Origin of the sequence: Pseudomonas migulae (assembly GCF_043225285.1) — a bacterium.
Taxonomy (GTDB): Bacteria; Pseudomonadota; Gammaproteobacteria; order Pseudomonadales; family Pseudomonadaceae; genus Aquipseudomonas; species Aquipseudomonas migulae_C.
Window position 1 is genome coordinate 2975992 of the sequence record NZ_CP171224.1, and the last position, 23237, is coordinate 2999228.

Sequence of the window (23237 nt, forward strand, 5' to 3'; positions counted from 1 at the left end):
CGGCTCAGACGAGACCGCCGTTGACGCGCAGAATCTGCCCGTTGACCCATCCCGAATCCGGACCGACCAGGAAAGACACCACGCGAGAAATGTCTTTCGGCTGACCCAGACGTTCCAGCGGCGCCATCTTCGCGAAGTTCTGGATCTGCTCCTCGCTCTTGCCATGCAAAAACAGGTCGGTCGCGACCGGGCCCGGCGCGACGGCGTTGACGGTGATGTTGCGACCGCGCATTTCCTTGGCGAATACCTGGGTCAGGGACTCCACCGCCGCTTTGCTGGCGATGTACACGGCGTAGCCCGGCAGGTTCATGCCGACGGTGCTGCTGGAGAAATTGATGATGCGACCGCCAGCGTTCAGGCGCGTGGCCGCTTCACGCAGGGTGTTGAAGGTGCCGCGGGCATGGATGTTGAAGTTCTGATCGAACAGTTCGTCCGTGTGCTGCGCCAGCGGCATCACTTTGAGGATGCCGGCGTTGTTGACCAGCACATCGACCTTGCCCAGTTGTGTTTCGGTTTCATCGAACATCCGGCGCACGTCGTCGGCACTGGCGACGTCAGCCTTGATCGCTATGGCTTGATGGCCGGCCTGGCGCAGTTCAACCACCAGTTTCGAGGCTTCGGTGGCGCTGCTGGCGTAGTTGATGGCGACGGCGAAACCTTCGCTGGCCAGCTGTCTGGCGATGATCGCGCCGATGCCGCGGGAGGCGCCGGTGACGAGGGCAACTTTCGACGTTTGAGTAGTCATGGCGGTGGTTCCTTTGAAAGGTGTCTGCTTGGGGTGAAGCCAGACTCACATGTTTACTCAGGCTGATAAATGCACCAGAGTTGCCTTGACTGTTCAATAATCGCCAACAATCGAAGGCCGGGATCGCGTCATGGATCAAGTCAAAGCAATGAAGGTGTTCGTGCGAATCTACGAGCGCAGCAGCTTTACCCTGGCCGCCGAAGACCTGAACCTGCCGCGCGCCACCCTGACCCACACGCTGAACCAGTTCGAAGCCTGGCTGGGCACGCGTTTGCTGGAGCGCAGCACGCGCAAGGTGCGTCCGACGCTGGACGGCGAAGCGTACTACTTGCGCTGCGTGCAATTGCTGGCGGAGCTGGAAGAGGCTGAGCTGGCGTTTCGCAGCGTCGCGCCGAAGGGCCGGCTGCGAGTCGATTTGCACGGCACGCTGGCCAAGAGTTTTGTCATTCCCGCGTTGCCGCAATTCATGGCGCGCTATCCGGACATCGAATTGTCCATCAGCGAAGCCGATCGCCTGGTCGACCTGATCGGCGAAGGCGTCGACTGCGTGCTGCGCGCCGGCACGCTGAGTGACTCGACGCTGATCGGCAAACGCGTGGCCAGCCTGCGCCAGATCACCTGCGCCAGCCCGGCTTACCTGCGCAAATACGGCGAGCCGAAATCCCTCGAAGACCTCAAGCATCACCGCGCGGTGAACTACGTCTCGCGCACCACGGCAAAGTTGTTCCCGTTCGAATTCATGGTCGATGGAGAATTGCAGGAAGTCGCCATCGAGGGCGCGATCTCGGTGTTCGGTGCAGAAATCTACGCCGCCTCGGCCATCGCCGGGCTGGGATTGATCCAGTGTCCGCATTACCGGATGGAAACGCTGATCGCCCAGGGACTGGTGCAGGAAGTCCTGGTCGAAACGCCCCCGCCGCCGATGCCGGTTTCGGTGCTGTATCCGCATAATCGACAAATGTCGCCACGGGTTCGGGTGTTTGTGGATTGGTTGGGGGAGGTGTTTGCGGGCGCCAGGTAGCCGCTGGTCTTCAAGCAAGCTGAGTGACGTTGAGCCGGTCTAATATTTGTCAGGGTGTGTATCGTGTGTATAGAGTCCGCGTTCGTCGCGTAAAGTGCTTGGCAGATTGCTGCCCACAAGGACGAAGTAATGCGAAGTCGGGAAATGATCAGGATGATCGAGGAGGATGGTTGGTATCTGGTGGCAGTGAGAGGTAGCCACCATCAGTACAAGCATTCGTACAAAGCAGGGCGGGTGACGATCAAACACCCTGATTCGGATCTTCCCAAAGGGACGATCAACAGCATTTTGAAACAGGCGGGTCTGAAATGAGGCCCGATACCGGAAACGAGAGCCTCGAAGAGGCAACATCACAGGAAGGACTCGCCGAAATGAAATTCCCGGTCGTTCTGCACAAGGATGCCGACTCAGAATACGGAGTGATTATCCCGGACGTGCCGGGTTGTTTCTCTGCGGGCGCTACGGTGGCGCAGGCATTCGAAAACGTGAAGGAAGCGTTGTCCTTGCACTATGAGGGGCTGGTCGCCGATGGTGATCCATTGCCGCAAGTGCGGGAGATAGACGCTCATATTGATAACCCCGATTACGCTGGTGGCGTATGGGGTGTGGTCGAGTTCGACATCACGCCATATTTCGGGAAATCGGTGCGCTTCAACGCTACGTTGCCTGAGCAGTTGCTGGAGCGTATCGACCAGACAGTCAGGCGGGATCAGCGTTATAGCTCCAGATCCGGGTTCCTGGCGGCTGCTGCGTTGCGTGAACTGTCGGCATAAATCCGAATCCTGGTATCAGGCGCCGGAGCGGTCAATTTCGAAATCTGTGAAACGTTTCAGCATTTTCTCCTGTCTGGGGTTTATCGACGTTTGTCTGGGCGTATGCTGGGCAACTTGCGAAGCAGTCGATGCCAAATTCAAGACAGACAAGAGAGGATTCGATGACTTACACCGCTGCCGAAAACCGCTACGACTCCATCCCTTACCGCCGCGTCGGTCGCAGCGGTCTGGTACTGCCGGCGTTGTCCCTGGGCTTGTGGCACAACTTCGGTGACAGCACGCCGATCGACACCCAGCGCGCGTTGCTGCGCACGGCGTTCGATCATGGGATCAACCACTTCGACCTGGCCAACAACTACGGCCCGCCGTACGGCAGCGCCGAAATCAATTTCGGCCGTTTGCTGCGCGAAGATTTCAAGCAGTACCGCGACGAGCTGATCATTTCGAGCAAGGCCGGTTGGGACATGTGGCCCGGCCCTTACGGGCAAGGCGGTGGCTCGCGTAAATACGTGCTGGCCAGCCTCGACCAGAGCCTGCAGCGTCTGGGCGTGGAGTATGTGGATATTTTCTATTCGCACCGCTTCGACGCGGACACGCCGCTGGAAGAAACCGCCAGCGCATTGGCCACGGCGGTGCAGCAGGGTAAGGCGCTGTACATCGGCATCTCGTCGTATTCCGGGGTGAAAACCCGTGAAATGGCGGCGCTGTTGAAAGAGTGGAAAGTGCCGTTGCTGATTCACCAGCCGGCATACAACCTGCTCAATCGTTGGGTGGAAAAAGACCTGCTGGATGTCACCGACGAACTGGGTACCGGCGTGATTGCTTTCACGCCGTTGGCGCAGGGCTTGTTGACCGACAAGTACCTCAATGGCATCCCGAAGGATGCGCGGGTCAATCGTCCGGGCGGTGGGTCGTTGCAGTCGTCGCACCTGTCCGAGGCCAACATCGCCCATGTGCGCGGGCTCAACGAGATCGCCAAGCGTCGCGGCCAGAGCCTGGCGCAACTGGCGCTGGCGTGGACGCTGCGCGATACGCGCGTGACTTCGGCGCTGATCGGCGCGAGCCGGCCGGAGCAGATCATCGAGAACGTCGGGGCGTTGAAAAATTTGAGCTTCAGTGCAGAAGAACTGGCGGAGATTGACCGGTTTGCCCAGGAAGGCGGGATCAATCTTTGGGAGAAGCCTTCGACGGCTGAGTAAGTGTTCGGCGCCGGCGTATCCGGCGCCTGTCATACCGCTATCGCGAGCAGGCTCGCTCCTACAGGGGGGTTAGGGTTGATCACAAAATGTGTGGCCAGCCGATAACTCTGTAGGAGTGAGCCCTGCTCGCGATGGGGTCAGAATAGCCAATGCAAAAACAGGGGTTACCGGAAGAACGGCACATCCCCCAACACCGTCGCCCGCTGCATCACCCGCCGCGCCGGCCGGTAGTCATCCACCGCGTAATGCTGCGTCACGCGGTTGTCCCAGAACGCGATATCGTCAAGCTGCCAACGCCAGCGAATGGTGAATTCCGGCCGCGTGGTGTGGGCGAACAGCAGCTTCAGAATCGCCTCGCTCTCGGTTTCCGACAGTTCATTGATCTTCGACGTGAACCCTTCGTTGACGAACAGCGAACGACGCCCGCTCACCGGATGCGTACGAATTACCGGGTGCGATAACGGTGGATTCTTGCGGCGTGCCTCTTCCCACTGCGCCAATGCTTCCGGGGTGTTGCCATAGCGCTCCAGCGGAAACGAACGGGTGAAATCGTGTGTCGCGGTCAGGCCTTCCAGCAGACTTTTCATCGGCGCGGACAGCGCTTCATAGGCTGCAATGCCGCTGGCCCACAACGTGTCGCCGCCAAACTCCGGCAGCAGTTTTGCGCTGAGCACCGCGCCCATCGCCGGGGTCGGCAGGAAGGTCACGTCGGTGTGCCAGATGGCGTTGTCGCGCACGTCGGTGACGGCGGTGTCGAGGATCAGCACTTCCGGCTGCTCCGGCACATTCGGGTAGATCGGGTGAATGTGCAGGTCGCCGAAATGGGCGGCGAATCGCGCCTGCTGCTGTGGCGTGATCGGCTGGTTGCGGAAGAACAGCACCTGATGCTTGAGCAATGCCTGCTCGATGGTATCGCGCTGTTCCAGGTTCAGCGGCTGACTGATGTCGATACCGCTGATTTGCGCACCGAGCGCGGAGCTGAGGGGGACGATGGTCAGGTGGCTCATGGTGGTTCTCTTCAATCCGGGGTGCCGATCTGTCGGCATGGTCAATGACAAGTCTTTAGTGAGCCTGGCCGTGCCACGGCACCAGTTTGCGTTGCAGTGCACGCAAGCCCATCTCCATGGCGAAGGCGATCAGCGCAATCACCAGAATCCCCAGCACCACCACATCGGTGACCAGGAACTGCGCGGCCGACTGCACCATGAAGCCCAGGCCGCTGGTAGCGGCGATCAGCTCGGCGGCGACCAGGGTCGACCAGCCCACACCGAGACCGATGCGCACACCGGTCAAAATGTCCGGCAAGGCGCTCGGCAAAATCACATGGCGAATCAGCTGCGCCCGGGTCGCGCCCAAGGACTGCGCGGCGCGCAATTTGGCCGGGTCGACAGTGCGCACGCCAGTGGCGGTCGCGATGGCGATCGGGGCAAAAATCGCCAGGTAGATCAGCAGGACTTTCGACAACTCGCCAATGCCGCACCAGATGACGATCAGCGGCAGATAGGCCAATGGCGGAATCGGACGGTAGAACTCGATCAGCGGATCGAGAATGCCGCGAGCGATGCGGTTGGCACCGATCGCAATACCGACCGGCACAGCGGTTAACACGGCGAAGCCGAGGCCCAGGCCGATCCGGCTGAGACTCGCGCCCAAGTGCTGCCACAACGTTGAATCCATGTAGCCGGTGGTCAGCAGCAGCCAGCCCTTTTGCAGCACGGCGGACGGCGGTGGCAGGAACAGCGGCTCAATCACCCCTGTCGCGGTGACAGCCCACCACAGGGCAACCAGTGCGACCAGGGTCAGTACGCTGATCCAGCGTGTGCTCAAACTGCGACGCACCGGAATCGCGGTCGATCCGGGTTTTACCGTGACGGCGGGAATTTCATAGCTGCTCATGCGCGCTCCTGCCGCGTGGCGGCGCTGCGTTGGTTAAACACTTTGGCGAGCACGTGTTCGCGGGTTTCGATGAAGCGCGGGTCGGACTTGATCGCCCGTGCCGACTCACCGGCGGCGTAACGCTGACCGAAATCCAGGCTCAGGCGCTCGACGATTTGCCCCGGATTTGGCGCCAGCAAAATCAGGTCCGTGGCGAGAAACACCGCTTCCTCAATGTCGTGGGTAATCAGGAAAACCGGTTTGGCGGTGCGCTGCCAGACTTGCAGCAGCAGCTCCTGCATCTGTTCGCGGGTGAAAGCGTCGAGGGCACCGAAGGGTTCATCCATCAGCAAGACGCGCGGGTCGGCGGCGAGGGCGCGGGCCAGGCCGACACGTTGTTTCTGGCCGCCCGAGAGCTGCCAGATACGCCGGTGTTCGAAACCGGAAAGGTCGACCAGGGCGAGCATTTCCCGGGCGCGAATTTCGCGTTTTTCCCGGGACACGCCGGCCAGTTCGAGACCGAAACCGACGTTGGCCAGCACGTCCTGCCAAGGCAGCAAGGCGTCGTCCTGGAACACCACGCCGCGTTCGGCGCTCGGGCCTTTGACCGGCACGCCGTCGAGGGTGATGCGCCCGGCGCTGGGCTCGACGAAACCGGCAATCAAATTCAACAGCGAAGTCTTGCCACTGCCGGAGGGGCCGAGGGCGACCAGCAACTGCTGGGGCCCGAGGCTCAGGGAAATATCCGCCAATACCGGTTCCGGGCTACCGGGGTACTGTGCGCTGATGCGCTCCAGCTGTAGCAAAGCCATCGCAATGAACTCCCGATCAGTTGGTGATGAACTTGGCGCTGACGTACGGCGCGTAGTCCGGTAGCACAGCTTCGACCTTGCCTTGTTCTTTCAGGAACACGGCGGTGTCGGTGATGGCTTTGGTGGTCGGCGCGCCGAGGGTGATGACCTGGTCAGCCGCCAGCGGGTAGACGTTGCCTTGCAGCAGCAGCGGAATGTCGCTGGCCTTGGCACCGGACAGCTTCACCAGCTTGTCGACGTTGGATTGATTGGCGAGCCAGGCTTTCGGGTCTTTGCGGTAATCGGCGTAGGCGTCGAGGGTGACCTTGGCGAATGCGGTGACGATTTCAGGGTGCTTCTCGGCGAAGTCTTTGCGCACGATCCAGGCATCGAAGGTCGGGGCGCCGAACTTGGCCAGTTCGCCGGAGGTGATCAGCACTTTGCCGTTTTCCTTGGCCACGCCGAGCGCCGGGTCCCAAACGTAGGTAGCGTCGATATCACCGCGTTTCCACGCCGCGATGATGGCGGGTGGCGCGAGGTTGAGGACGGTGACTTTCGACGGGTCGATGTTCCAGTGCTTCAGCGCGGCGAGCAGGCTGTAGTGGCCGGTGGAAACGAACGGCACGGCGATTTTCTTGCCGATCAGGTCTTGTGGCGTCTTGATCCCGGAACCGTCGCGGGCGACCAGCGCTTCAGCGGCGCCGATCTGGGTGGCGATGAGGAAGGTTTCTACCGGGACTTTGCGAGTGATTGCAGCCGTCAGCGGGCTGGAACCGAGGTAACCGATCTGCACGTCACCGGAGGCGATGGCGGCGATGATGTCGGCACCGTTATCGAATTTGCGCCAGTCGATCTTGGCGTTGGTGGCTTTTTCGTAAGCGCCGTCGGCCTGGGCGACTTTCGCCGGGTCAACGGTAGTCTGGTAGGCGACAGTGACGTCGGCCGCCTGGGCAAACAAACTCGCTGCAGCCAACGACGCGGCCGCCAGGAGGCGAAGAGGGAAGTGCAGTTTCATGGGGAAGCTCCATATCAGGCGGACCGAGAGTCGGCGTGAGAGGAGACTAAATGATCTAAGAATCCGAAAATAAATAACCTTTTCGAATTAGCTTATGAGCGGAAGATTCTAAATGCCATTATCGCGCAACTCCTCGTAGGAGCCGGCTTGCCGGCGATGAGGCCCTTGAGGCTTGCGGTGAATTACAGGCCGCCATCGCCGGCAAGCCGGCTCCTACAGGGTTATGTGTGAGGCACATGATTTTTGCAGGAGCCAGCTTGCTGGCGATCAAGGTCTGTAGGACCGCCAATGATCAGTTGCTGATCGCGAGAATGCTCGCCTGATACGACCCGACAAACACATCGAAATCGCCGACTTCGTTCTGCTCCAGCTCCACTTGCTCCGCCAGCGACGAACGCGCCCGCTCTTCAAATTTCGCCTGGTCTTCGTGGCTCAAAGGTTCGCTGCGGAAATATTCCGCGTGGGCCTGGCTTTGACGAAGAGAGAACTGGGCAAAGCTTTCCTTGTGCTCGGCCATCGCCGCCAGCACCTGGGCCGATGGTGTCAGGGACGAATCCTTGACCTTGGCCAGTTGCGCATCCAGCGCCTTGCTGTGCGCATCGCCGCCATGGCTTTGATCCAGCAACGCGGCCAGTGGCGCGATCTTCTCCAGCAACTCGCCCGCCCATTCTTTCAGGCCAACCGGTTGACCGTCGCGCTGCAGTTGCAGGCCCGGACGGCGGCCTTCCTTGACCACGCTGAGGAAGTTCGACGTCGCGTTGCTGCACGAATTATTGGTCAGCAGAGGGCTGTCGTTCAGCGCGCAGTACAGCAGGAACGCATCGAGGAACCGCGATTCGGTGAGGTCGATGCCCATCGGCAGGAACGGGTTGATGTCCAGGCAACGCACTTCGACGTACTGAATGCCACGGGCAACCAGCGCCTGGATCGGCCGTTCGCCGGTGTAGGTCACGCGCTTCGGACGGATGTTGGAGTAGTACTCGTTTTCGATCTGCAGGATGTTGGTGTTGAGCTGCACCCACTCGCCATCCTTGTGCGTGCCGACTTCGACGTACGGCGCGTACGGCGTGGCCACGGCTTTGCGCAGGCTGTCGGTGTAGCTCGCCAGGTCGTTGTAGCACGGCGTCAGGCCGGCCTGGGCGTTGCTCTGGTAACCGAGGTCGCTCATGCGCAGGCTGGTGGCGTACGGCAGGTACAGCGTGTCCGGGTCCAGTTGTTCCAGCTGGTGCGAACGACCGCGCAGGAAACCGGCGTCCAGTGCCGGCGAGGCGCCGAACAGATACATCAGCAACCAGCTGTAGCGGCGGAAGTTGCGGATCAGGGCGATGTAGGCCGACGACTGATAGTCGCGGTCGGTGCCGTCGAAGCCTTCGGCCTCTTTAAGCAGCGGCCAGAGCTTTTCCGGCAGGGAAAAGTTGTAGTGAATCCCGGCGATGCACTGCATGGTCTTGCCGTAGCGCAGGGCCAGGCCCTGGCGGTAGACATACTTGAGCTTGCCGATGTTGGAGGTGCCGTAATAGGCGATCGGGATATCTTCCTCGGCCGGCAACGGGCACGGCATCGATGGACTCCACAGGTACTCGTTGCCGAGCTTGCTGTAGGCAAAACGATGAATCTTGTCCAGGCTCGCCAGGGTATCCGCCGGGTCGGGCAGGGCGGGCGTGATGAACTCCAGCAACGACTCGGAATAGTCGGTGGTGATTTGTTCGTTGGTCAGCGCGGAACCCAATTCTTCCGGGTGCGGCGTTTGCGCCAGGCGACCTTCGCCGGTCACGCGCAGGCATTCACGTTCGATGCCGTGAAGGCACTGTTCGAGCAGAGAGAGGTTAGCGCGCTCGCCGAGCAGAGCCAGGCGGCGGTTGAGAAGTTCGCTCAAGTTGGATTCCTTCACGCGTCAGTCGCCCCAATATGGGGGTGGGCAGGACGGTCTACAAGGGTGAAGTTGAAACTGGCGTTTTCGCCTGGTTTTTGTCGCCGGTCGATCAAGTTTTGCACAAATCCTGTGGGAGCGAGCCTGCTCGCGATTGCGGAGTGTCAGACGGCAACTACGTGACTGACACTCCGCAATCGCGAGCAGGCTCGCTCCCACAGGAAATTACCTCAAATCGATGACGGCTAGCTACAGGACAGCGAACGTGCCTTGTGCTTTTACGACGAGTTTGTCGCCCTGCATCACGTCGGCTTCGACCACCAGCGTGCGGCGGCCCGGGTGGATCACCCGCGCCGTGCACATCACTTCGCCGTCAGACACGGCGCGGATGTAGTTGATCTTGCACTCGATGGTCACGCTCTGCTGGTCAAAGCCGTGGGTGCTGGAACAGGCCAGCCCCATGGCAATGTCCACCAGACTGAACAAGGCCCCGCCGTGAAGCTTGCCGCCGCGATTGCGCAGTTCTGGCTCAAGCCCCAGGGCGACTTGCGCCACCCCGGTTTCCAGGCTGTGCAAGCGACAGCCCAGCAGCTTGAAAAACGCGCTTTCCGTCAGCCCGGCAGGAATGTCCATCAGCGTTTCTTCAACTGCTTGGCGTTGGCAAACAGCGAAGCCATGGCGTTGTTGGCCGGAGCCGCTGCCGTGGTTTCCTTGCGCGGTGCAGTGTTCTGGGACTGGCGGGGTGCCGATCCCGGACGCGCGCCTCGAGCACCGTCGATTTTCTCGCCCGGCGTGTCGCTCATGCGCATCGACAGGCCGACGCGTTTGCGCGGGATATCGACTTCCATGACCTTCACTTTCACCACGTCACCGGCCTTCACCGCTTCACGCGGATCCTTGATGAACTTCTCCGAAAGCGCAGAGATGTGCACCAAACCGTCCTGATGCACGCCGATGTCGACGAACGCGCCGAAGTTGGTCACGTTGGTCACGACGCCTTCGAGGATCATCCCCAGTTGCAGGTCCTTGAGGTCTTCGACGCCTTCCTGGAACTCGGCGGTCTTGAACTCGGGACGCGGGTCGCGGCCAGGTTTTTCCAGCTCTTGCAGAATGTCGGTGACCGTCGGCAGACCGAAGGTTTCGTCCGTGTACTTCTTCGGGTCTAGGCGCTTGAGGAAGCTTGCGTCGCCGATCAGCGAACGGATATCGCGGTCGGTTTCAGCGGCGATGCGTTGCACCAGCGGATAGGCTTCCGGGTGAACCGCGGACGAATCCAGCGGGTTGTCGCCGTTCATGACGCGCAGGAAGCCGGCGGCCTGCTCGAAGGTTTTTTCGCCCAGACGCGCAACTTTCTTCAACGCCGCGCGGGTCTTGAACGCGCCGTGCTCGTCGCGGTGGCTGACGATGTTCTGCGCCAGGGTCGCGTTGAGGCCGGAGATACGGGCCAGCAGCGCCACGGACGCGGTGTTCACGTCCACGCCGACGGCGTTCACGCAGTCTTCGACCACAGCGTCCAGGCCACGGGCCAGTTTCAGCTGCGACACGTCGTGCTGGTACTGGCCGACGCCGATGGATTTCGGGTCGATCTTCACCAGTTCGGCCAGTGGATCCTGCAAGCGACGGGCAATCGACACCGCGCCACGGATCGACACGTCGAGGTCCGGGAATTCCTTGGAGGCCAGTTCCGACGCCGAGTAAACCGATGCACCGGCCTCGGAGACCATGACTTTGGTCATCTTCATCGCCGGGTATTTTTTGATCAGCTCGGCGGCGAGCTTGTCGGTTTCGCGGCTGGCGGTGCCGTTACCGATGGCGATCAGGTCCACCGAGTGCTTGGCGCACAGGGCGGCCAGAATCGCCAGGGTCTGGTCCCACTTGTTGTGCGGCACGTGCGGGTAAACCGTGGCGTGATCCAGCAGCTTGCCGGTGGCGTCGACCACGGCGACCTTGCAACCGGTGCGCAGGCCCGGGTCGAGGCCCAGGGTGGCGCGCGGGCCGGCCGGGGCCGACAGCAGCAGGTCATGCAGGTTGTGGGCGAACACGTTGATCGCTTCGGTTTCCGCGCCGTCGCGCAGTTCGCCCAGCAGGTCGGTTTCGAGGTGGGTGTAGAGCTTGACCTTCCAGGTCCAGCGCACCACTTCGCCCAGCCATTTGTCGGCGGCGCGGTTCTGGTTCTGGATGCCGAACTGCTGGCCAATCATGCCTTCGCACGGGTGCATGGTGCCCGGCAGTTCGTCGCCGACTTTCAGCGCGGAGCTGAGGATGCCTTCGTTGCGGCCACGGAAAATCGCCAGCGCGCGGTGCGACGGCATGCTTTTCAGCGGTTCATCGTGTTCGAAATAGTCGCGGAACTTGGCGCCTTCCTCTTCCTTGCCGGCAATCACGCGGGCACTGAGGGTGGCTTCCTGCTTCAAGTAATTGCGCAGCTTGTCCAGCAGGCCGGCGTCTTCAGCGAAGCGCTCCATGAGGATGTACTTGGCGCCTTCGAGGGCCGCCTTCACATCGGCCACGCCTTTTTCGGCGTCGATGAAGCGTGCGGCTTCGGTGTCCGGGGTCAGCGAGGGGTCGTTGAACAGACCGTCGGCCAGCTCGCCGAGGCCGGCTTCCAGGGCGATCTGGCCCTTGGTGCGGCGCTTCTGCTTGTACGGCAGGTACAAGTCTTCGAGGCGGGTCTTGGTGTCGGCGAGCTTGATGTCGCGCTCCAGTTGCGGGGTCAGTTTGCCCTGCTCCTGGATGCTGGCGAGGATGCTGATACGCCGTTCGTCGAGTTCTCGCAGGTAGCGCAGACGCTCTTCCAGATGACGCAGCTGGATGTCATCGAGGCTGCCGGTCACTTCTTTCCGGTAACGGGCGATGAAGGGAACGGTAGAGCCCTCATCGAGTAGCGCGACGGCCGCTTCGACCTGTTGTGGGCGTACGCCGAGTTCCTCGGCGATGCGGCTGTTGATGCTGTCCATAAAACCACCTGACAAATTGTGAAAGCAGGCTCGCGGGCGCAGGGATAAAGGCTCGGCGAGTCTGGTTGAGCGGCCTGGCCTGCGCCGCTACCTGGATCAACAGGCATCCCGTTGACCCGTGAAATCGAACAATTACTGCCGCGGCGATGAAAATAAAAAGACGCCACAACGGTAACGATCAGACGTTGCCTGACACAAAAGGCCGCGCATTATAACCAGCGTTGTGTCATTCGGGGGTGTCGCAGTCTGTAGGCACAATGCCCGGATTTCTGGCGGTGAAGGAAAAATCTGCTAACAATGCACACGGTGCGTATAACGGCAGCTACGCCATAATGCGCGCCGAGATCAAAGGAGCATCCAATGAGCAGCACTGCAAACATTGCTGAAGGCGAAAAAATTCTTATCGTTGACGACGATCCGGGGCTCAGCAGCCTGCTGGAACGCTTTTTCGTCAGCAAGGGCTACCGCGCCCGCGCCGTACCGAACACTGAACAAATGGACCGCCTGCTGGCGCGTGAAGTGTTCAACCTGGTCGTCCTCGACCTGATGCTGCCCGGCGAAGACGGCCTGACCGCCTGCCGCCGTCTGCGCGGCGCGAACAATCAGATTCCGATCATCATGCTCACCGCCAAGGGCGACGAGCTGAGCCGCATCAAGGGCCTGGAACTGGGCGCCGACGATTACCTGGCCAAGCCGTTCAACCCGGACGAGCTGATGGCTCGCGTCAAGGCGGTCCTGCGTCGTCAGTCGGCACCGGTGCCGGGCGCGCCGGGCAGCGAAGACGAAAGCGTGACGTTCGGCGACTACGAACTGTCGCTGGCGACTCGCGAACTGAAACGCGGCGACGAAGTGCACATGCTCACCACCGGTGAGTTCGCGGTACTCAAGGCCCTGGTCATGAACGCGCGTCAGCCACTGACCCGCGACAAGCTGATGAACCTGGCCCGTGGTCGCGAGTGGGATGCCCTGGAGCGTTCCATCGACGTGCAGATTTCCCGTCTGCGCCGGATGATCGAGCCTGATCCATCCAAGCCGCGTTATATCCAGACTGTCTGGGGCGTGGGCTACGTGTTCGTTCCGGATGGCGCCGCCACCAAGTGATCGGCGATTTGTAGGAGCGGGTCGTGCGGACGCAAGTGTCCGCAGACTCGCGATCCGCAATATGCGAGCATCGCTCGCTCCTGCAAGTGTGTAGCGGTTATCCATGAAAACCCCCGTGTGGTTCCCCCAGAGTTTCTTCTCCCGCACCCTGTGGCTGGTGCTGATCGTCGTCCTGTTCTCCAAGGCACTGACCCTGGTTTATCTGCTGATGAACGAAGACGTGCTGGTGGACCGCCAATACAGCCACGGCGTCGCCCTGACGTTGCGCGCCTATTGGGCCGCCGATGAAAACAACCGCGACAAGATTGCCGAAGCCGCGACCCTGATCCGGGTGGTGGGCACCGGCGTGCCGGAGGGCGAGCAACACTGGCCTTACAGCGAGATCTATCAGCGGCAGATGCAGGCCGAACTCGGCGCTGACACCGAGGTTCGATTACGTATGCACTCGCCGCCGGCGCTGTGGGTCCGGGCGCCGAGCCTGGGCGATGGCTGGCTGAAGGTGCCGCTGTACCCGCATCCGTTGCGCGGCCAGAAAATCTGGAACGTGCTGGGCTGGTTCCTTGCCATCGGCCTGCTGTCCACCGCCTCGGCGTGGATCTTCGTCAGCCAGCTCAATCAACCCTTGAAGCGTCTGGTCTATGCCGCCCGGCAACTTGGCCAGGGCCGCAGCGTGCGCCTGCCGATCAGCGACACCCCGAGCGAGATGACCGAGGTGTATCGCGCGTTCAACCAGATGGCGGAAGACGTCGAGCAGGCGGGCCGCGAGCGCGAGTTGATGCTGGCGGGCGTGTCCCATGATCTGCGTACGCCGCTGACCCGGTTGCGCCTGTCGCTGGAGTTGATGGGCGACCACAGCGACCTGACGGACGACATGGTCCGCGACATCGAGGACATGGACGCAATTCTCGATCAGTTCCTGGCGTTCATTCGCGACGGCCGCGATGAGTCGGTGGAAGAGGTGGACTTGACCGACCTGGTTCGTGAAGTTGCCGCGCCGTACAACCAGAACGAAGAGAAAGTCCGTTTGCGCCTGGAGCCGATTCAGCCGTTCCCGTTGCGACGCGTGTCGATGAAGCGCTTGCTGAACAACCTGATTGGCAACGCTTTGCACCACGCGGGAAGTGGCGTCGAAGTGGCGGCCTATGTTTCCGGGGATGTGAGTGCGCCGTATGTGGTGCTGAGCGTCATGGATCGCGGGGCGGGGATTGATCCGTCGGAGCTGGAGGCGATCTTCAATCCGTTCACTCGCGGGGATCGTGCTCGCGGCGGCAAAGGCACCGGGTTGGGCCTGGCGATTGTGAAGCGGATTGCTTCGATGCATGGCGGGAATGTTGAGCTGCGCAATCGGACTGGCGGTGGGCTGGAAGCGCGAGTGCGGTTGCCGCTGGGGTTGATGTTGCCTCGGGATGCGGTTTAACCATTAAGAATTTTGTCGCGGCGAGCGGCCTCATCGTCGGAACGCCGCCCGGAGCCGGCTCGCTCCCACATTGGAATGCGTTCCCCCTGTGGGAGCGAGCCTGCTCGCGATGGCGGCATCACTGCCGCCACATATTCAGGATCAGCCCTTGCCCTTGGTGCGCGTCATATTCGGCCCACCATTCTTTTCCAGATGCTCGATGATGATCCCCGCCACATTCTTCCCGGTGGTGGTCTCGATCCCTTCCAGCCCCGGCGACGAGTTCACTTCCATCACCAACGGCCCGTGATTGGAACGCAGGATATCCACACCCGCTACCGCCAGACCCATCACCTTCGCCGCGCGCAACGCGGTCATGCGTTCTTCCGGCGTAATCTTGATCAGGCTGGCGCTGCCACCGCGATGCAGGTTGGAGCGAAATTCTCCAGGCTTGGCCTGACGCTTCATCGCCGCGATCACCTTGTCGCCGACCACGAAGCAGCGGATGTCCGCCCCGCCGGCTTCCTTGATGTACTCCTGAACCATGATGTTTTGCTTGAGGCCCATGAACGCCTCGATCACCGATTCCGCCGCTGTCGCAGTTTCACACAGCACCACGCCAATGCCCTGGGTGCCTTCCAGCACCTTGATCACCAGCGGTGCGCCGTTGACCATGTCGATCAAGTCGGGAATGTCATCCGGGGAGTGCGCAAACCCGGTGACCGGCAAACCAATACCCCGACGGGACAGCAATTGCAGCGAACGCAGTTTGTCCCGCGAGCGGGCAATGGCCACCGATTCGTTGAGCGGAAACACCCCCATCATTTCAAACTGGCGCAACACCGCGCAGCCATAGAACGTCACCGATGCGCCGATCCGGGGGATCACCGCATCGAAACCTTCCAGCGGCTTGCCGCGGTAGTGGATCTGCGGCTTGTGGCTGGCAATGTTCATGTAGGCGCGCAGGGTGTCGATCACCACCATTTCATGGCCACGCTCGGTACCGGCTTCGACCAGACGACGAGTGGAATACAGACGCGGGTTCCGCGACAGCACAGCGATCTTCATGCAACACCTGTGGAGGAGGTAGATACCGGGAACACCGGCTTGTCTTGTACATATTTGATGCCCGGATTGACCACCAACTGGCCGTCGATCAGGGCTTTGGAACCGAGTAGCAGGCGATAACGCATGGACTTGCGGCAGGCGAGGGTGAACTCGACCCGCCAGACCCGATCACCGAGGGCCAGGGTGGTGCTGACCACGTAGCGCTTCTGCGCATGGCCATTGGAGCTCTTGATGGTTTTCATTGTCACCAGCGGTGCTTCGCAGCGCCGGTGACGCAATTGCACCACCGTGCCCAGGTGCGCAGTGAAGCGCACCCAGCTCTCGCCATCGCGCTCGAAGGGCTCGATATCGGTGGCGTGCAGGCTGGAGGTGCTGGCGCCGGTGTCGATTTTTGCCCGCAGGCCCGCGACTCCCAGATCCGGGAGCGCCACCCACTCGCGCAGACCGACAACGGTCAAATGGTCAAATGTCTTCAATAGGAAAAAACCGGCGATTATCGCGTCCAGGCTTCAGGTGACACCTGGGCCAATGCTTTGAATGCAGGTTTGGCGAACCAGTAACCCTGCATCAGAAAAATTCCACAGTCCGCCAGGAAATCCCGTTCTCCGGCGCTTTCAATGCCTTCGGCGATGACTGTAACGTCCAACTCCGCACAGATTGTGACAATCCCCCGAACGATAGCCTGACGGACACGATCACGGTCGACATCGCGGATCAGTGCCATGTCGAGTTTGATCAGGTCCGGTTGGAAATCAGCCAGTAGATTGAGCCCCGAGTAACCCGCGCCGAAATCATCGATGGCGGTCTTGAAGCCGAATTCGCGGTATTCACGCAGAATATTAGTCAAATGGCGATAGTTATCTACGTGCTCGCTTTCCAGTGTTTCGAAAATCAGCCGATCGATGGGGAAGTCGTATTTTCTTGCCGCCTCCAGTGTGCTGCGAATACACAGCTCCGGACGGTACACGGCGTTGGGCATGAAGTTGATCGACAAGTGTGTCTGCATATTTAAACGCGCCGCGCCTTCAATGGCGCGGGTGCGGCAGAGCTGATCGAAGCGGTAACGGTTGGCCTCGGTGACCTGATCGAGCACCGACATCGCGCCTTCCCCCGCCACCCCGCGTACCAATGCTTCATGAGCGAAAATCGACTGGTCGCGCAAGTCGACGATCGGTTGGTAGGCGAAGGAAAAGTCGAAACCTAGAGGCTCGCTTTGCTGGCAACCCTCGCAACCACTCTGAGTTGAAGTCAATGAAGACGGGAATATAGTCACTCGATCACTCCATGCCGATGGGTCGGCCAAGATCACAGTCTATCTGGAGGGCCGAGTTCTTGCGCCCGACAGAAACGGTAGTACAGTTCCGACTATTGGCGGAAAGAGGAATTCAAGTGGCACAAAAAAAGGAAGAGGACGACAAGGTCCGTCTCGATAAGTGGTTGTGGGCCGCGCGCTTTTACAAAACACGAGCCTTGGCCAAGGCCGCCATCGAGAGCGGCAAGGTGCATTGCCGGGGCGAGCGCTGCAAGCCGGGCAAGGAGCCGAGGATCGGCGACGAGTTTGAGATTCGAACCGGGTTCGAGGAGCGCACGGTGGTAGTCCAGGCGCTGTCGATCGTGCGTCGTGGCGCACCGGAGGCGCAGACGCTGTACGCCGAAACCGAGGCCAGTATCGCCAAGCGCGAAGCCGCGGCGGCCATGCGCAAGGCCGGCGCGCTGGGCGTGAGCACCGACGGCAAGCCGAGCAAGAAACAGCGGCGGGATCTGTTTAAGTTTCGTGGGAACAGCAACGACGAGTGAGCCGGTTGCTTATGCGTCGTCCGGGCCGACGCTATCGCGAGCAAGCTCGCTCCTACAAGGGATACGCATCCAATGTGGGAGCGAGCCTGCTCGCGATCGAGTGCGAAGCCCTCGCCGGCCTTTCGCCGCCCACAGACTTGCAATTGTCACAACGCGCAACCATATCAGGTGGGTCGCCGCCGGCGAGTTGAGCCGGTGAGACAGCCACTCGTCGCAAATCACACCCAGCCTCCGATCTGTAGGCCATAAACAGAAGGCCAGCAGCGTCAGACGCATGAAATTGCAAAACGCCAACCTTGCTTGGAACAAACCCGCGTTGTTCTTAAAATGCCCTCCATGGCTGAGCCGCGCTCACCAAAAGGCTGCCGCAGGGGCGTCAATTTCGCTTTTATAATTTTGTCATTTACTTCAGATACCCAGACCTATGACCGACCTACCGGATACCGACTACACCCAACGCTTCATCTTCGATGACAGCGACACCCGCGGCGAGATGGTTTCGCTGGAGCTCAGCTACGCCGAGGTCCTGGCCAAACACGCGTATCCGGAACCGGTCGCACAACTGCTTGGCGAGCTGATGGCCGCGGCGTCGTTGCTGGTCGGCACCTTGAAGTTCGATGGTCTGCTGATTCTCCAGGCCCGTTCCGACGGTCCGATCCCGATGTTGATGATCGAGTGCTCCAGCGAACGCGAAATCCGTGGCCTGGCCCGCTATGAGGCCGACCTGATTGCCCCCGACGCGACCCTGGCCGATCTGATGCCTAATGGCGTATTGGCTCTGACCGTCGACCCGGTTGTGGGTCAGCGTTACCAAGGCATCGTCGACCTGGATGGCGAAACCCTCTCGGAATGCTTCACCAATTACTTCGTGATGTCGCAACAGGTGGGCACCCGCTTCTGGCTGTACGCCGATGGCCGTCGCGCCCGTGGTCTGCTCCTGCAGCAATTGCCCGCCGACCGTCTGAAGGACGAAGAAGAACGCGCCGCCAGCTGGCAGCACATTACCGCGATGGCCAGCACCTTGAACGCCGATGAATTGCTGAGCCTCGACAACGAAACCGTACTCCACCGCCTTTACCACGAAGAGCAGGTCCGCCTGTTCGATGTGCAGAAATTGCGCTTCCATTGCAGCTGCTCCCGCGAACGTTCTGGCAATGCTCTGGTCAGTTTGGGTCTGGAAGACGCCCAGGCACTGGTCATCGAGCACGGTGGCAACGTCGAGATCGATTGCCAGTTCTGCAACCAGCGCTACCTGTTCGACTCCGCCGATATCGCTCAATTGTTCGCCGGCGCGGGCGTCGAGACGCCGTCAGATACCCGTCACTAAAACGGTCCAGCGCAGGTAAATTCACTGGTTAGCGCCGGAATAACGCCGTTACGACGGGAGGGCCCTACTCTTTTTGGGCTTTTCTGGCATAATCCGGCCCACTTTTTGTCGCGGTAGTAGTGCACGACTTTCTACTACAAAACGTTTGGAGCACACTCGGCCACTGGCCGACGGGGAATCTCATGACGCAAGCCAATAACGCCGTGTACACCGATCTGAGTGTTGATGATCTGGTAAAAGAAGCTCTGAGTCGCGGTGAAGGCGAGCTTGCCGATACCGGCGCGCTGGTTGTTCGCACCGGTCACCGCACCGGCCGCTCGCCAGTCGATCGTTTCATCGTTGAAGAGCCGACCACTCAGGACGCCATTGCCTGGGGCCCGATCAACCGCAAGTTCCCGGCCGACAAGTTCGATGCCCTGTGGGCTCGCGTCGAGGCCTTCAACAACGCGCAAGAACATTTCGTTTCCCACGTGCATGTAGGCGCAGCCGAAGATCACTACCTGGCTGTGAAAATGACCACCCAGACTGCCTGGCAGAATCTGTTCGGTCGTTGCCTGTTCATCAATCCGGCCCAGTACAACCCGGCTGGCCGTGAAGAATGGCAAGTCCTCAACGTTGCCAACTTCGAGTGCGTGCCAGAGCGTGACGGCACCAACTCCGATGGCTGCGTGATCCTCAACTTCGCTCAGAAGAAAGTGCTGATCGCCGGCATGCGTTACGCCGGTGAAATGAAGAAAGCCATGTTCTCTGTGCAGAACTTCCTGCTGCCTGCCGCTGACGTGCTGCCGATGCACTGCGCCGCCAACATCGGCGAAGCGGGCGACGTGACCCTGTTCTTCGGCCTGTCCGGCACTGGCAAGACCACCCTGTCCGCCGACGAAAGCCGTTACCTGATCGGTGACGACGAACACGGCTGGGGCGAAGGCGTTGTCTTCAACATCGAAGGCGGTTGCTATGCCAAGTGCATCGACCTGTCCGAGAAGAACGAGCCGGTCATCTGGAAAGCCATCAAGCACGGCGCAGTCCTGGAAAACGTCGTAATCGACGACGCCAAGCACGCCGACTACGCCGATGTCAGCCTGACCCAGAACAGCCGCGCCGCCTACCCGCTGGAGCACGTTGCCAAGCGTTCCGAGAAGAACCTCGGTGGCGAGCCAAACGCGGTGATCTTCCTGACCTGCGACCTGACCGGCGTACTGCCGCCAGTGTCGATCCTCAGCGAAGAACAAGCGGCCTACCACTTCCTGTCCGGCTACACCGCTCTGGTGGGCTCGACTGAAATGGGTTCCGGCAGCGGCATCAAGTCGACCTTCTCCACCTGCTTCGGCGCACCGTTCTTCCCGCGCCCGGCCGGCGAATACGCAGAGCTGCTGATCAAGCGCATCCGCGGCTTCGGCTCCAAGGTCTACCTGGTCAACACCGGATGGACCGGCGGTGGCTACGGCGTTGGCAAACGCTTCAACATCCCGACCACTCGCGGCGTGATCGCAGCGATCCAGAGCGGCGCGTTGATCGGTGCTGAAACCGAACACCTCGACACCATCAACCTCGACGTGCCTCTGGCCGTACCGGGCGTTGAAACCGGCCTGTTGAACCCACGCAACACCTGGGCTGACAAGGCTGCTTACGATGAGTCCGCCAAGGCGCTGGCCGGGTTGTTCATTGAGAACTTCAAGAAGTTCGACGTGAGCGACGCGATCAAGGCTGCCGGGCCGAAGTTGTAAGAGCTGGTTTGATGCAATGAAAAAGCCGCCCCCCGGGGCGGCTTTTTTGTGGGTGTTCGGCTCAAGTTTTCAGGTGTAAAACGAACGCTCCGAGCAACACCAGCACCACGCCAAGCACCTGCGTCTTCGCCAGTCTTTCCTTGAAAAACACATACCCCAGAATCGCCGCAATTCCTCCCGACAGCGTGCTGATCACGGTCACCACCGACACCGAACCCGCCACCGCGCCCCAGGCGAATGACGAGAATCCGCCGAGGTTCATCAGGCTGGCGCCGGTCAGCGTCACGCAGTTTTTCAGTGGTGGAATTTTCAGCCCGTCCTCGATCCTCAGAACGATCACCACCAGCACCATCAGTCCGATCAGATACGCCAGCCACAGCATCGTCACCGGCCCGAGCGCCGACAGCACGAAGCGGCCTTGCAGCCAGAAGCTGGTGCCGTAGAAAACAGCGGCCAATAGCGCATAGGCAATTGAGCGACTGGCTTGCGTCGAGTGCGGGATTTTCGAGTCTTTGTGGATGCTGGAGAGAATGACGCCGATCACGCACAACGCGATGCACAGCAGCTGGATCAGGCTGATCTGTTCACCGCCGGCCCATGACAACAGCGTTGTCACAACGCCGTAAGACGTCACCAGCGGCGCGACAATGGAAGCTTTGCCGAGGGCGAACGCTTTGGAGAGTGCGAGCGCACCGGACACCGTCAGCGCGGCAGCGACAACGCCGATCAACCAGACACTCAATGATGCCGACATCGACTTGAGGATGAATACGGGGAAGGCGATCAACAGCAGGCTCATGATGCTGAAACCCAGCGCCTGACCGAAATACACCGCGCGCTTGACGCCCACTGCGCGGGCATTCAAACCCACCAGGAAATCCGTGCCGCCCCACAGCAAGGCGGCGAGTAAACCCATCAGTACGTCCACGCAATGTCCTTATAGGTGTGCGCTGCAGATGCTAGAGGTGCTTACAGCCATCGGAGTGTCCCAGCGTTCGGTCGTGATGGCCACAGGAAAAGACTGCCATTATTCCAGCTGAATTAACGATGAACAGCCAGAATAATGCCACTTATGCGTTCCGATCGAGTCCTTCAAGCGTTTGGGTGTCCCAGCGTTGCGACTTGATCGCCTGGTAAAGCATGTCGATGGTTAATGCGACTTTCTCCCCACGACCTTTTGCCCTTCGCTTTAGATGTATGTCAAACCCTTCTGGCTGAAAGTAGCGATAGGCATCGTAGTCCACGAAGTCGACTCCGAACTGTTCCTCCAGCGCTTCCATCAGGTGGCGCGCGTCAGCACCGTCGCAGCCAAGGTCAAAGTTGATCGAGGTGGTGAGGCTGATGGTTTTGCGTTCAGGCAGGCCGAGCTCTTCGTGCAGCAGATGCATGAGCAGGTGCATGGTGTGATCTTCGGGGAAGTTGGGGGCGAGGTTCATTCGAGTGCGTCCGGTTGGGTAGAGCGGATCTTATTGGTCGTCAGGCTCGCTGGGAAGAACGGGAGCAAACTGTTGCAGTTTGTCTTGTCGGTGTTTGGCGAGTGCTTCTTCTCGTGTAAGAAGCGGCTTGGAGAGGTCTGCGTGTGATGTGTCGAATCCTGCCAGACGCAGGCTCGCCAGGTAGTTCGAGCGGCGGACTTTTTCGTAGTGCGCTTGTTTTTGATCAAAAATTAATTCACTCATCGCCCTCGTTAGCGCATCTACGTTGCACTCCCGGGAAGGCTGACGCTCGCCCCGCAGGATCTCGTTCGTCTGTTGCACGCTTTTCATCAGCTCATCAAAAAACTTGCTCATGGTTATCTCCGGAGTTTGATGGCGACTTGCGCTGTTTGATCGTTCTCACGCAGAACATGAGAACGATCTGTTCACTCGACGTCAGGCAGGCGCTTTCCAGCCCATCAGGCGTTGTTGGGCGACCATGAGCAGGTCGCAGCCGTCTTGGGCCAGCAGGTATAGCGCGTGGGTGATGTTGGGGATGTCTTCGAGATCGCCTTGTTCGAAGCATTGGCAGTGCAGGGTTCGGAGGAGTTCGCTGGAAGCTCGGACGCGCTGGAGGGCGGCTTCGAGGAGGTCTTGCGGGTTGGCCTCTGTGTCGATGATCAGGGCCGGGGTATCGGTTAGGTTGGTTTTGAGTGGGCGGTAGCGGTTTGGAAACGGATTTAATGTGGTCACTGAAGAACACCTCAACTTGTTTGGGGATGTGATTCCTCTCTGTCGGGTGACCAAGCCCGAGTCGCTGAATTGGCAGCGACAGTTCGACTATAGATTCGAGCCACCGGTTGGCGATAGGCGACAAGGCGTCTTCTGTTGTAGGACCGGGATGAGGCTTTGATAGGGCGTTGCCTACGGACTTATCTCCTGCGTAATTTTTCGCGTTTGACTGCCATCAACTGCCTGGCTTCTTCGTCGGGAATGCTTGGGCGTGGGTCGTCGAGACTGGCTTGTACCTGTGCTCTGAACCATGCGTCATAGCAGCTTTTTCTCGAGATGATTGGGTTTCGGGGATTTTGGTTTTCATCAGGTTCACCGCGTTACCGTTCATCGCGAGCAGGCTCACTCCTACAAGGGGATTGTGGTGGGCA

General features: G+C 60.3%; 25 protein-coding genes. 9 read left to right on the forward strand and 16 right to left on the reverse strand.

Annotated elements, in window-relative coordinates:
* Positions 1 to 4: 4 nt before the first annotated feature.
* Positions 5 to 745: an SDR family oxidoreductase gene (locus ACF6ZU_RS13810; RefSeq protein WP_392893296.1), complete on the reverse strand. Its 741-nt coding sequence runs from the start codon at positions 743 to 745 to the stop codon at positions 5 to 7.
* Positions 746 to 875: 130 nt separating this feature from the next.
* Here ACF6ZU_RS13810 and ACF6ZU_RS13815 point away from each other — a divergent pair, with 130 nt between their 5' ends.
* The 4 genes from ACF6ZU_RS13815 to mgrA all read left to right on the forward strand — a co-directional run bounded on the left by ACF6ZU_RS13815 (position 876) and on the right by mgrA (position 3738).
* Positions 876 to 1766, forward strand: coding sequence for a LysR family transcriptional regulator (locus ACF6ZU_RS13815; protein WP_392893297.1), 891 nt, complete (start codon positions 876 to 878; stop codon positions 1764 to 1766).
* 129 nt (positions 1767 to 1895) lie between these two features.
* Positions 1896 to 2078, forward strand: coding sequence for a type II toxin-antitoxin system HicA family toxin (locus ACF6ZU_RS13820; protein ID WP_392893298.1), 183 nt, complete (start codon positions 1896 to 1898; stop codon positions 2076 to 2078).
* Positions 2075 to 2539, forward strand: coding sequence for a type II toxin-antitoxin system HicB family antitoxin (locus tag ACF6ZU_RS13825; protein WP_392893300.1), 465 nt, complete (start codon positions 2075 to 2077; stop codon positions 2537 to 2539). Before ACF6ZU_RS13820 ends, ACF6ZU_RS13825 begins: the two co-directional genes overlap by 4 nt.
* Positions 2540 to 2700: 161 nt before the next feature.
* On the forward strand, positions 2701 to 3738 hold the full coding sequence (gene mgrA, locus ACF6ZU_RS13830) for an L-glyceraldehyde 3-phosphate reductase (RefSeq protein ID WP_392893302.1): 1038 nt from the start codon (positions 2701 to 2703) through the stop codon (positions 3736 to 3738).
* Between the two features lie 164 nt (positions 3739 to 3902).
* Here the strand turns inward: mgrA and tauD are convergent, their stop codons facing one another.
* From tauD to ACF6ZU_RS13865, 7 genes are all read right to left on the reverse strand, one after another.
* Entirely contained in the window at positions 3903 to 4745 is an 843-nt protein-coding gene (tauD, locus tag ACF6ZU_RS13835; protein ID WP_392893304.1) for a taurine dioxygenase, read from the reverse strand.
* A 55-nt stretch (positions 4746 to 4800) separates the two neighbouring features.
* Positions 4801 to 5634 carry a taurine ABC transporter permease TauC gene (tauC, locus tag ACF6ZU_RS13840; protein ID WP_392893306.1) on the reverse strand — a complete coding sequence of 278 codons (834 nt, stop codon included), beginning with the start codon at positions 5632 to 5634 and terminating at the stop codon, positions 4801 to 4803.
* Complete coding sequence (gene tauB, locus ACF6ZU_RS13845; RefSeq protein WP_392893308.1) at positions 5631 to 6425, reverse strand: taurine ABC transporter ATP-binding subunit; 795 nt, start codon at positions 6423 to 6425, stop codon at positions 5631 to 5633. Before tauB ends, tauC begins: the two co-directional genes overlap by 4 nt.
* A gap of 16 nt (positions 6426 to 6441) precedes the next feature.
* Positions 6442 to 7419, reverse strand: a complete 978-nt coding sequence (tauA, locus tag ACF6ZU_RS13850; protein ID WP_392893309.1) for a taurine ABC transporter substrate-binding protein — start codon at positions 7417 to 7419, stop codon at positions 6442 to 6444.
* A 292-nt stretch (positions 7420 to 7711) separates the two neighbouring features.
* Positions 7712 to 9295, reverse strand: coding sequence for a glutamate--cysteine ligase (gene gshA / locus ACF6ZU_RS13855; RefSeq protein WP_392893311.1), 1584 nt, complete (start codon positions 9293 to 9295; stop codon positions 7712 to 7714).
* 243 nt (positions 9296 to 9538) lie between these two features.
* Entirely contained in the window at positions 9539 to 9922 is a 384-nt protein-coding gene (locus ACF6ZU_RS13860) for a PaaI family thioesterase (protein ID WP_392893313.1), read from the reverse strand.
* Entirely contained in the window at positions 9922 to 12246 is a 2325-nt protein-coding gene (locus ACF6ZU_RS13865) for a Tex family protein (RefSeq protein WP_392893315.1), read from the reverse strand. The genes ACF6ZU_RS13860 and ACF6ZU_RS13865 overlap by 1 nt, the downstream gene beginning before the upstream one ends.
* A gap of 360 nt (positions 12247 to 12606) precedes the next feature.
* On the opposite strand from ACF6ZU_RS13865, the gene ompR reads away from it, so the two are divergent.
* Together ompR and ACF6ZU_RS13875 are read left to right on the forward strand one after the other, a co-directional pair.
* Positions 12607 to 13347 carry a two-component system response regulator OmpR gene (ompR, locus tag ACF6ZU_RS13870; protein WP_008032260.1) on the forward strand — a complete coding sequence of 247 codons (741 nt, stop codon included), beginning with the start codon at positions 12607 to 12609 and terminating at the stop codon, positions 13345 to 13347.
* A gap of 103 nt (positions 13348 to 13450) precedes the next feature.
* A complete protein-coding gene (locus ACF6ZU_RS13875) occupies positions 13451 to 14764 on the forward strand; it encodes an ATP-binding protein (RefSeq protein ID WP_150633125.1) in 1314 nt (437 codons plus the stop codon).
* A gap of 141 nt (positions 14765 to 14905) precedes the next feature.
* On the opposite strand, the gene rimK is transcribed toward ACF6ZU_RS13875, so the two are convergent.
* Genes rimK through ACF6ZU_RS13890 form a run of 3 tightly spaced genes read right to left on the reverse strand, consistent with a single transcriptional unit; the run spans position 14906 to position 17084 of the window.
* Entirely contained in the window at positions 14906 to 15811 is a 906-nt protein-coding gene (rimK, locus tag ACF6ZU_RS13880) for a 30S ribosomal protein S6--L-glutamate ligase (RefSeq protein ID WP_007949201.1), read from the reverse strand.
* Positions 15808 to 16269 carry an ATP-dependent zinc protease gene (locus ACF6ZU_RS13885; RefSeq protein WP_392893804.1) on the reverse strand — a complete coding sequence of 154 codons (462 nt, stop codon included), beginning with the start codon at positions 16267 to 16269 and terminating at the stop codon, positions 15808 to 15810. Before ACF6ZU_RS13885 ends, rimK begins: the two co-directional genes overlap by 4 nt.
* Before the next feature lie 35 nt (positions 16270 to 16304).
* Positions 16305 to 17084 (reverse strand): EAL domain-containing protein, encoded by a 780-nt coding sequence (locus ACF6ZU_RS13890; protein ID WP_392893806.1) that lies wholly within the window; start codon positions 17082 to 17084, stop codon positions 16305 to 16307.
* Positions 17085 to 17200: 116 nt separating this feature from the next.
* Between ACF6ZU_RS13890 and ACF6ZU_RS13895 the strand changes: the two genes are divergently transcribed.
* From ACF6ZU_RS13895 to ACF6ZU_RS13905, 3 genes are all read left to right on the forward strand, one after another.
* Complete coding sequence (locus tag ACF6ZU_RS13895; RefSeq protein ID WP_392893319.1) at positions 17201 to 17608, forward strand: RNA-binding S4 domain-containing protein; 408 nt, start codon at positions 17201 to 17203, stop codon at positions 17606 to 17608.
* Positions 17609 to 18032: 424 nt separating this feature from the next.
* Positions 18033 to 18935 (forward strand): Hsp33 family molecular chaperone HslO, encoded by a 903-nt coding sequence (gene hslO, locus ACF6ZU_RS13900; RefSeq protein WP_392893320.1) that lies wholly within the window; start codon positions 18033 to 18035, stop codon positions 18933 to 18935.
* Positions 18936 to 19117: 182 nt separating this feature from the next.
* The gene (locus ACF6ZU_RS13905; RefSeq protein ID WP_392893321.1) at positions 19118 to 20659 is read left to right on the forward strand and encodes a phosphoenolpyruvate carboxykinase; all 1542 of its coding nucleotides are present in this window, start codon (positions 19118 to 19120) and stop codon (positions 20657 to 20659) included.
* A gap of 61 nt (positions 20660 to 20720) precedes the next feature.
* Here ACF6ZU_RS13905 and ACF6ZU_RS13910 read toward each other — a convergent pair whose 3' ends face one another.
* The 5 genes from ACF6ZU_RS13910 to ACF6ZU_RS13930 form a co-directional block, all read right to left on the reverse strand.
* On the reverse strand, positions 20721 to 21575 hold the full coding sequence (locus tag ACF6ZU_RS13910) for an EamA family transporter (protein ID WP_392893808.1): 855 nt from the start codon (positions 21573 to 21575) through the stop codon (positions 20721 to 20723).
* Positions 21576 to 21729: 154 nt separating this feature from the next.
* A complete protein-coding gene (locus ACF6ZU_RS13915; protein WP_392893323.1) occupies positions 21730 to 22095 on the reverse strand; it encodes a DUF1493 family protein in 366 nt (121 codons plus the stop codon).
* A gap of 30 nt (positions 22096 to 22125) precedes the next feature.
* Positions 22126 to 22449: a YhfG family protein gene (locus ACF6ZU_RS13920; RefSeq protein WP_392893324.1), complete on the reverse strand. Its 324-nt coding sequence runs from the start codon at positions 22447 to 22449 to the stop codon at positions 22126 to 22128.
* Positions 22450 to 22530: 81 nt separating this feature from the next.
* Positions 22531 to 22827: a hypothetical protein gene (locus ACF6ZU_RS13925; RefSeq protein WP_392893326.1), complete on the reverse strand. Its 297-nt coding sequence runs from the start codon at positions 22825 to 22827 to the stop codon at positions 22531 to 22533.
* Positions 22828 to 23006: 179 nt separating this feature from the next.
* The gene (locus ACF6ZU_RS13930) at positions 23007 to 23147 is read right to left on the reverse strand and encodes a hypothetical protein (RefSeq protein WP_392893810.1); all 141 of its coding nucleotides are present in this window, start codon (positions 23145 to 23147) and stop codon (positions 23007 to 23009) included.
* Positions 23148 to 23237 lie beyond the last annotated feature (90 nt).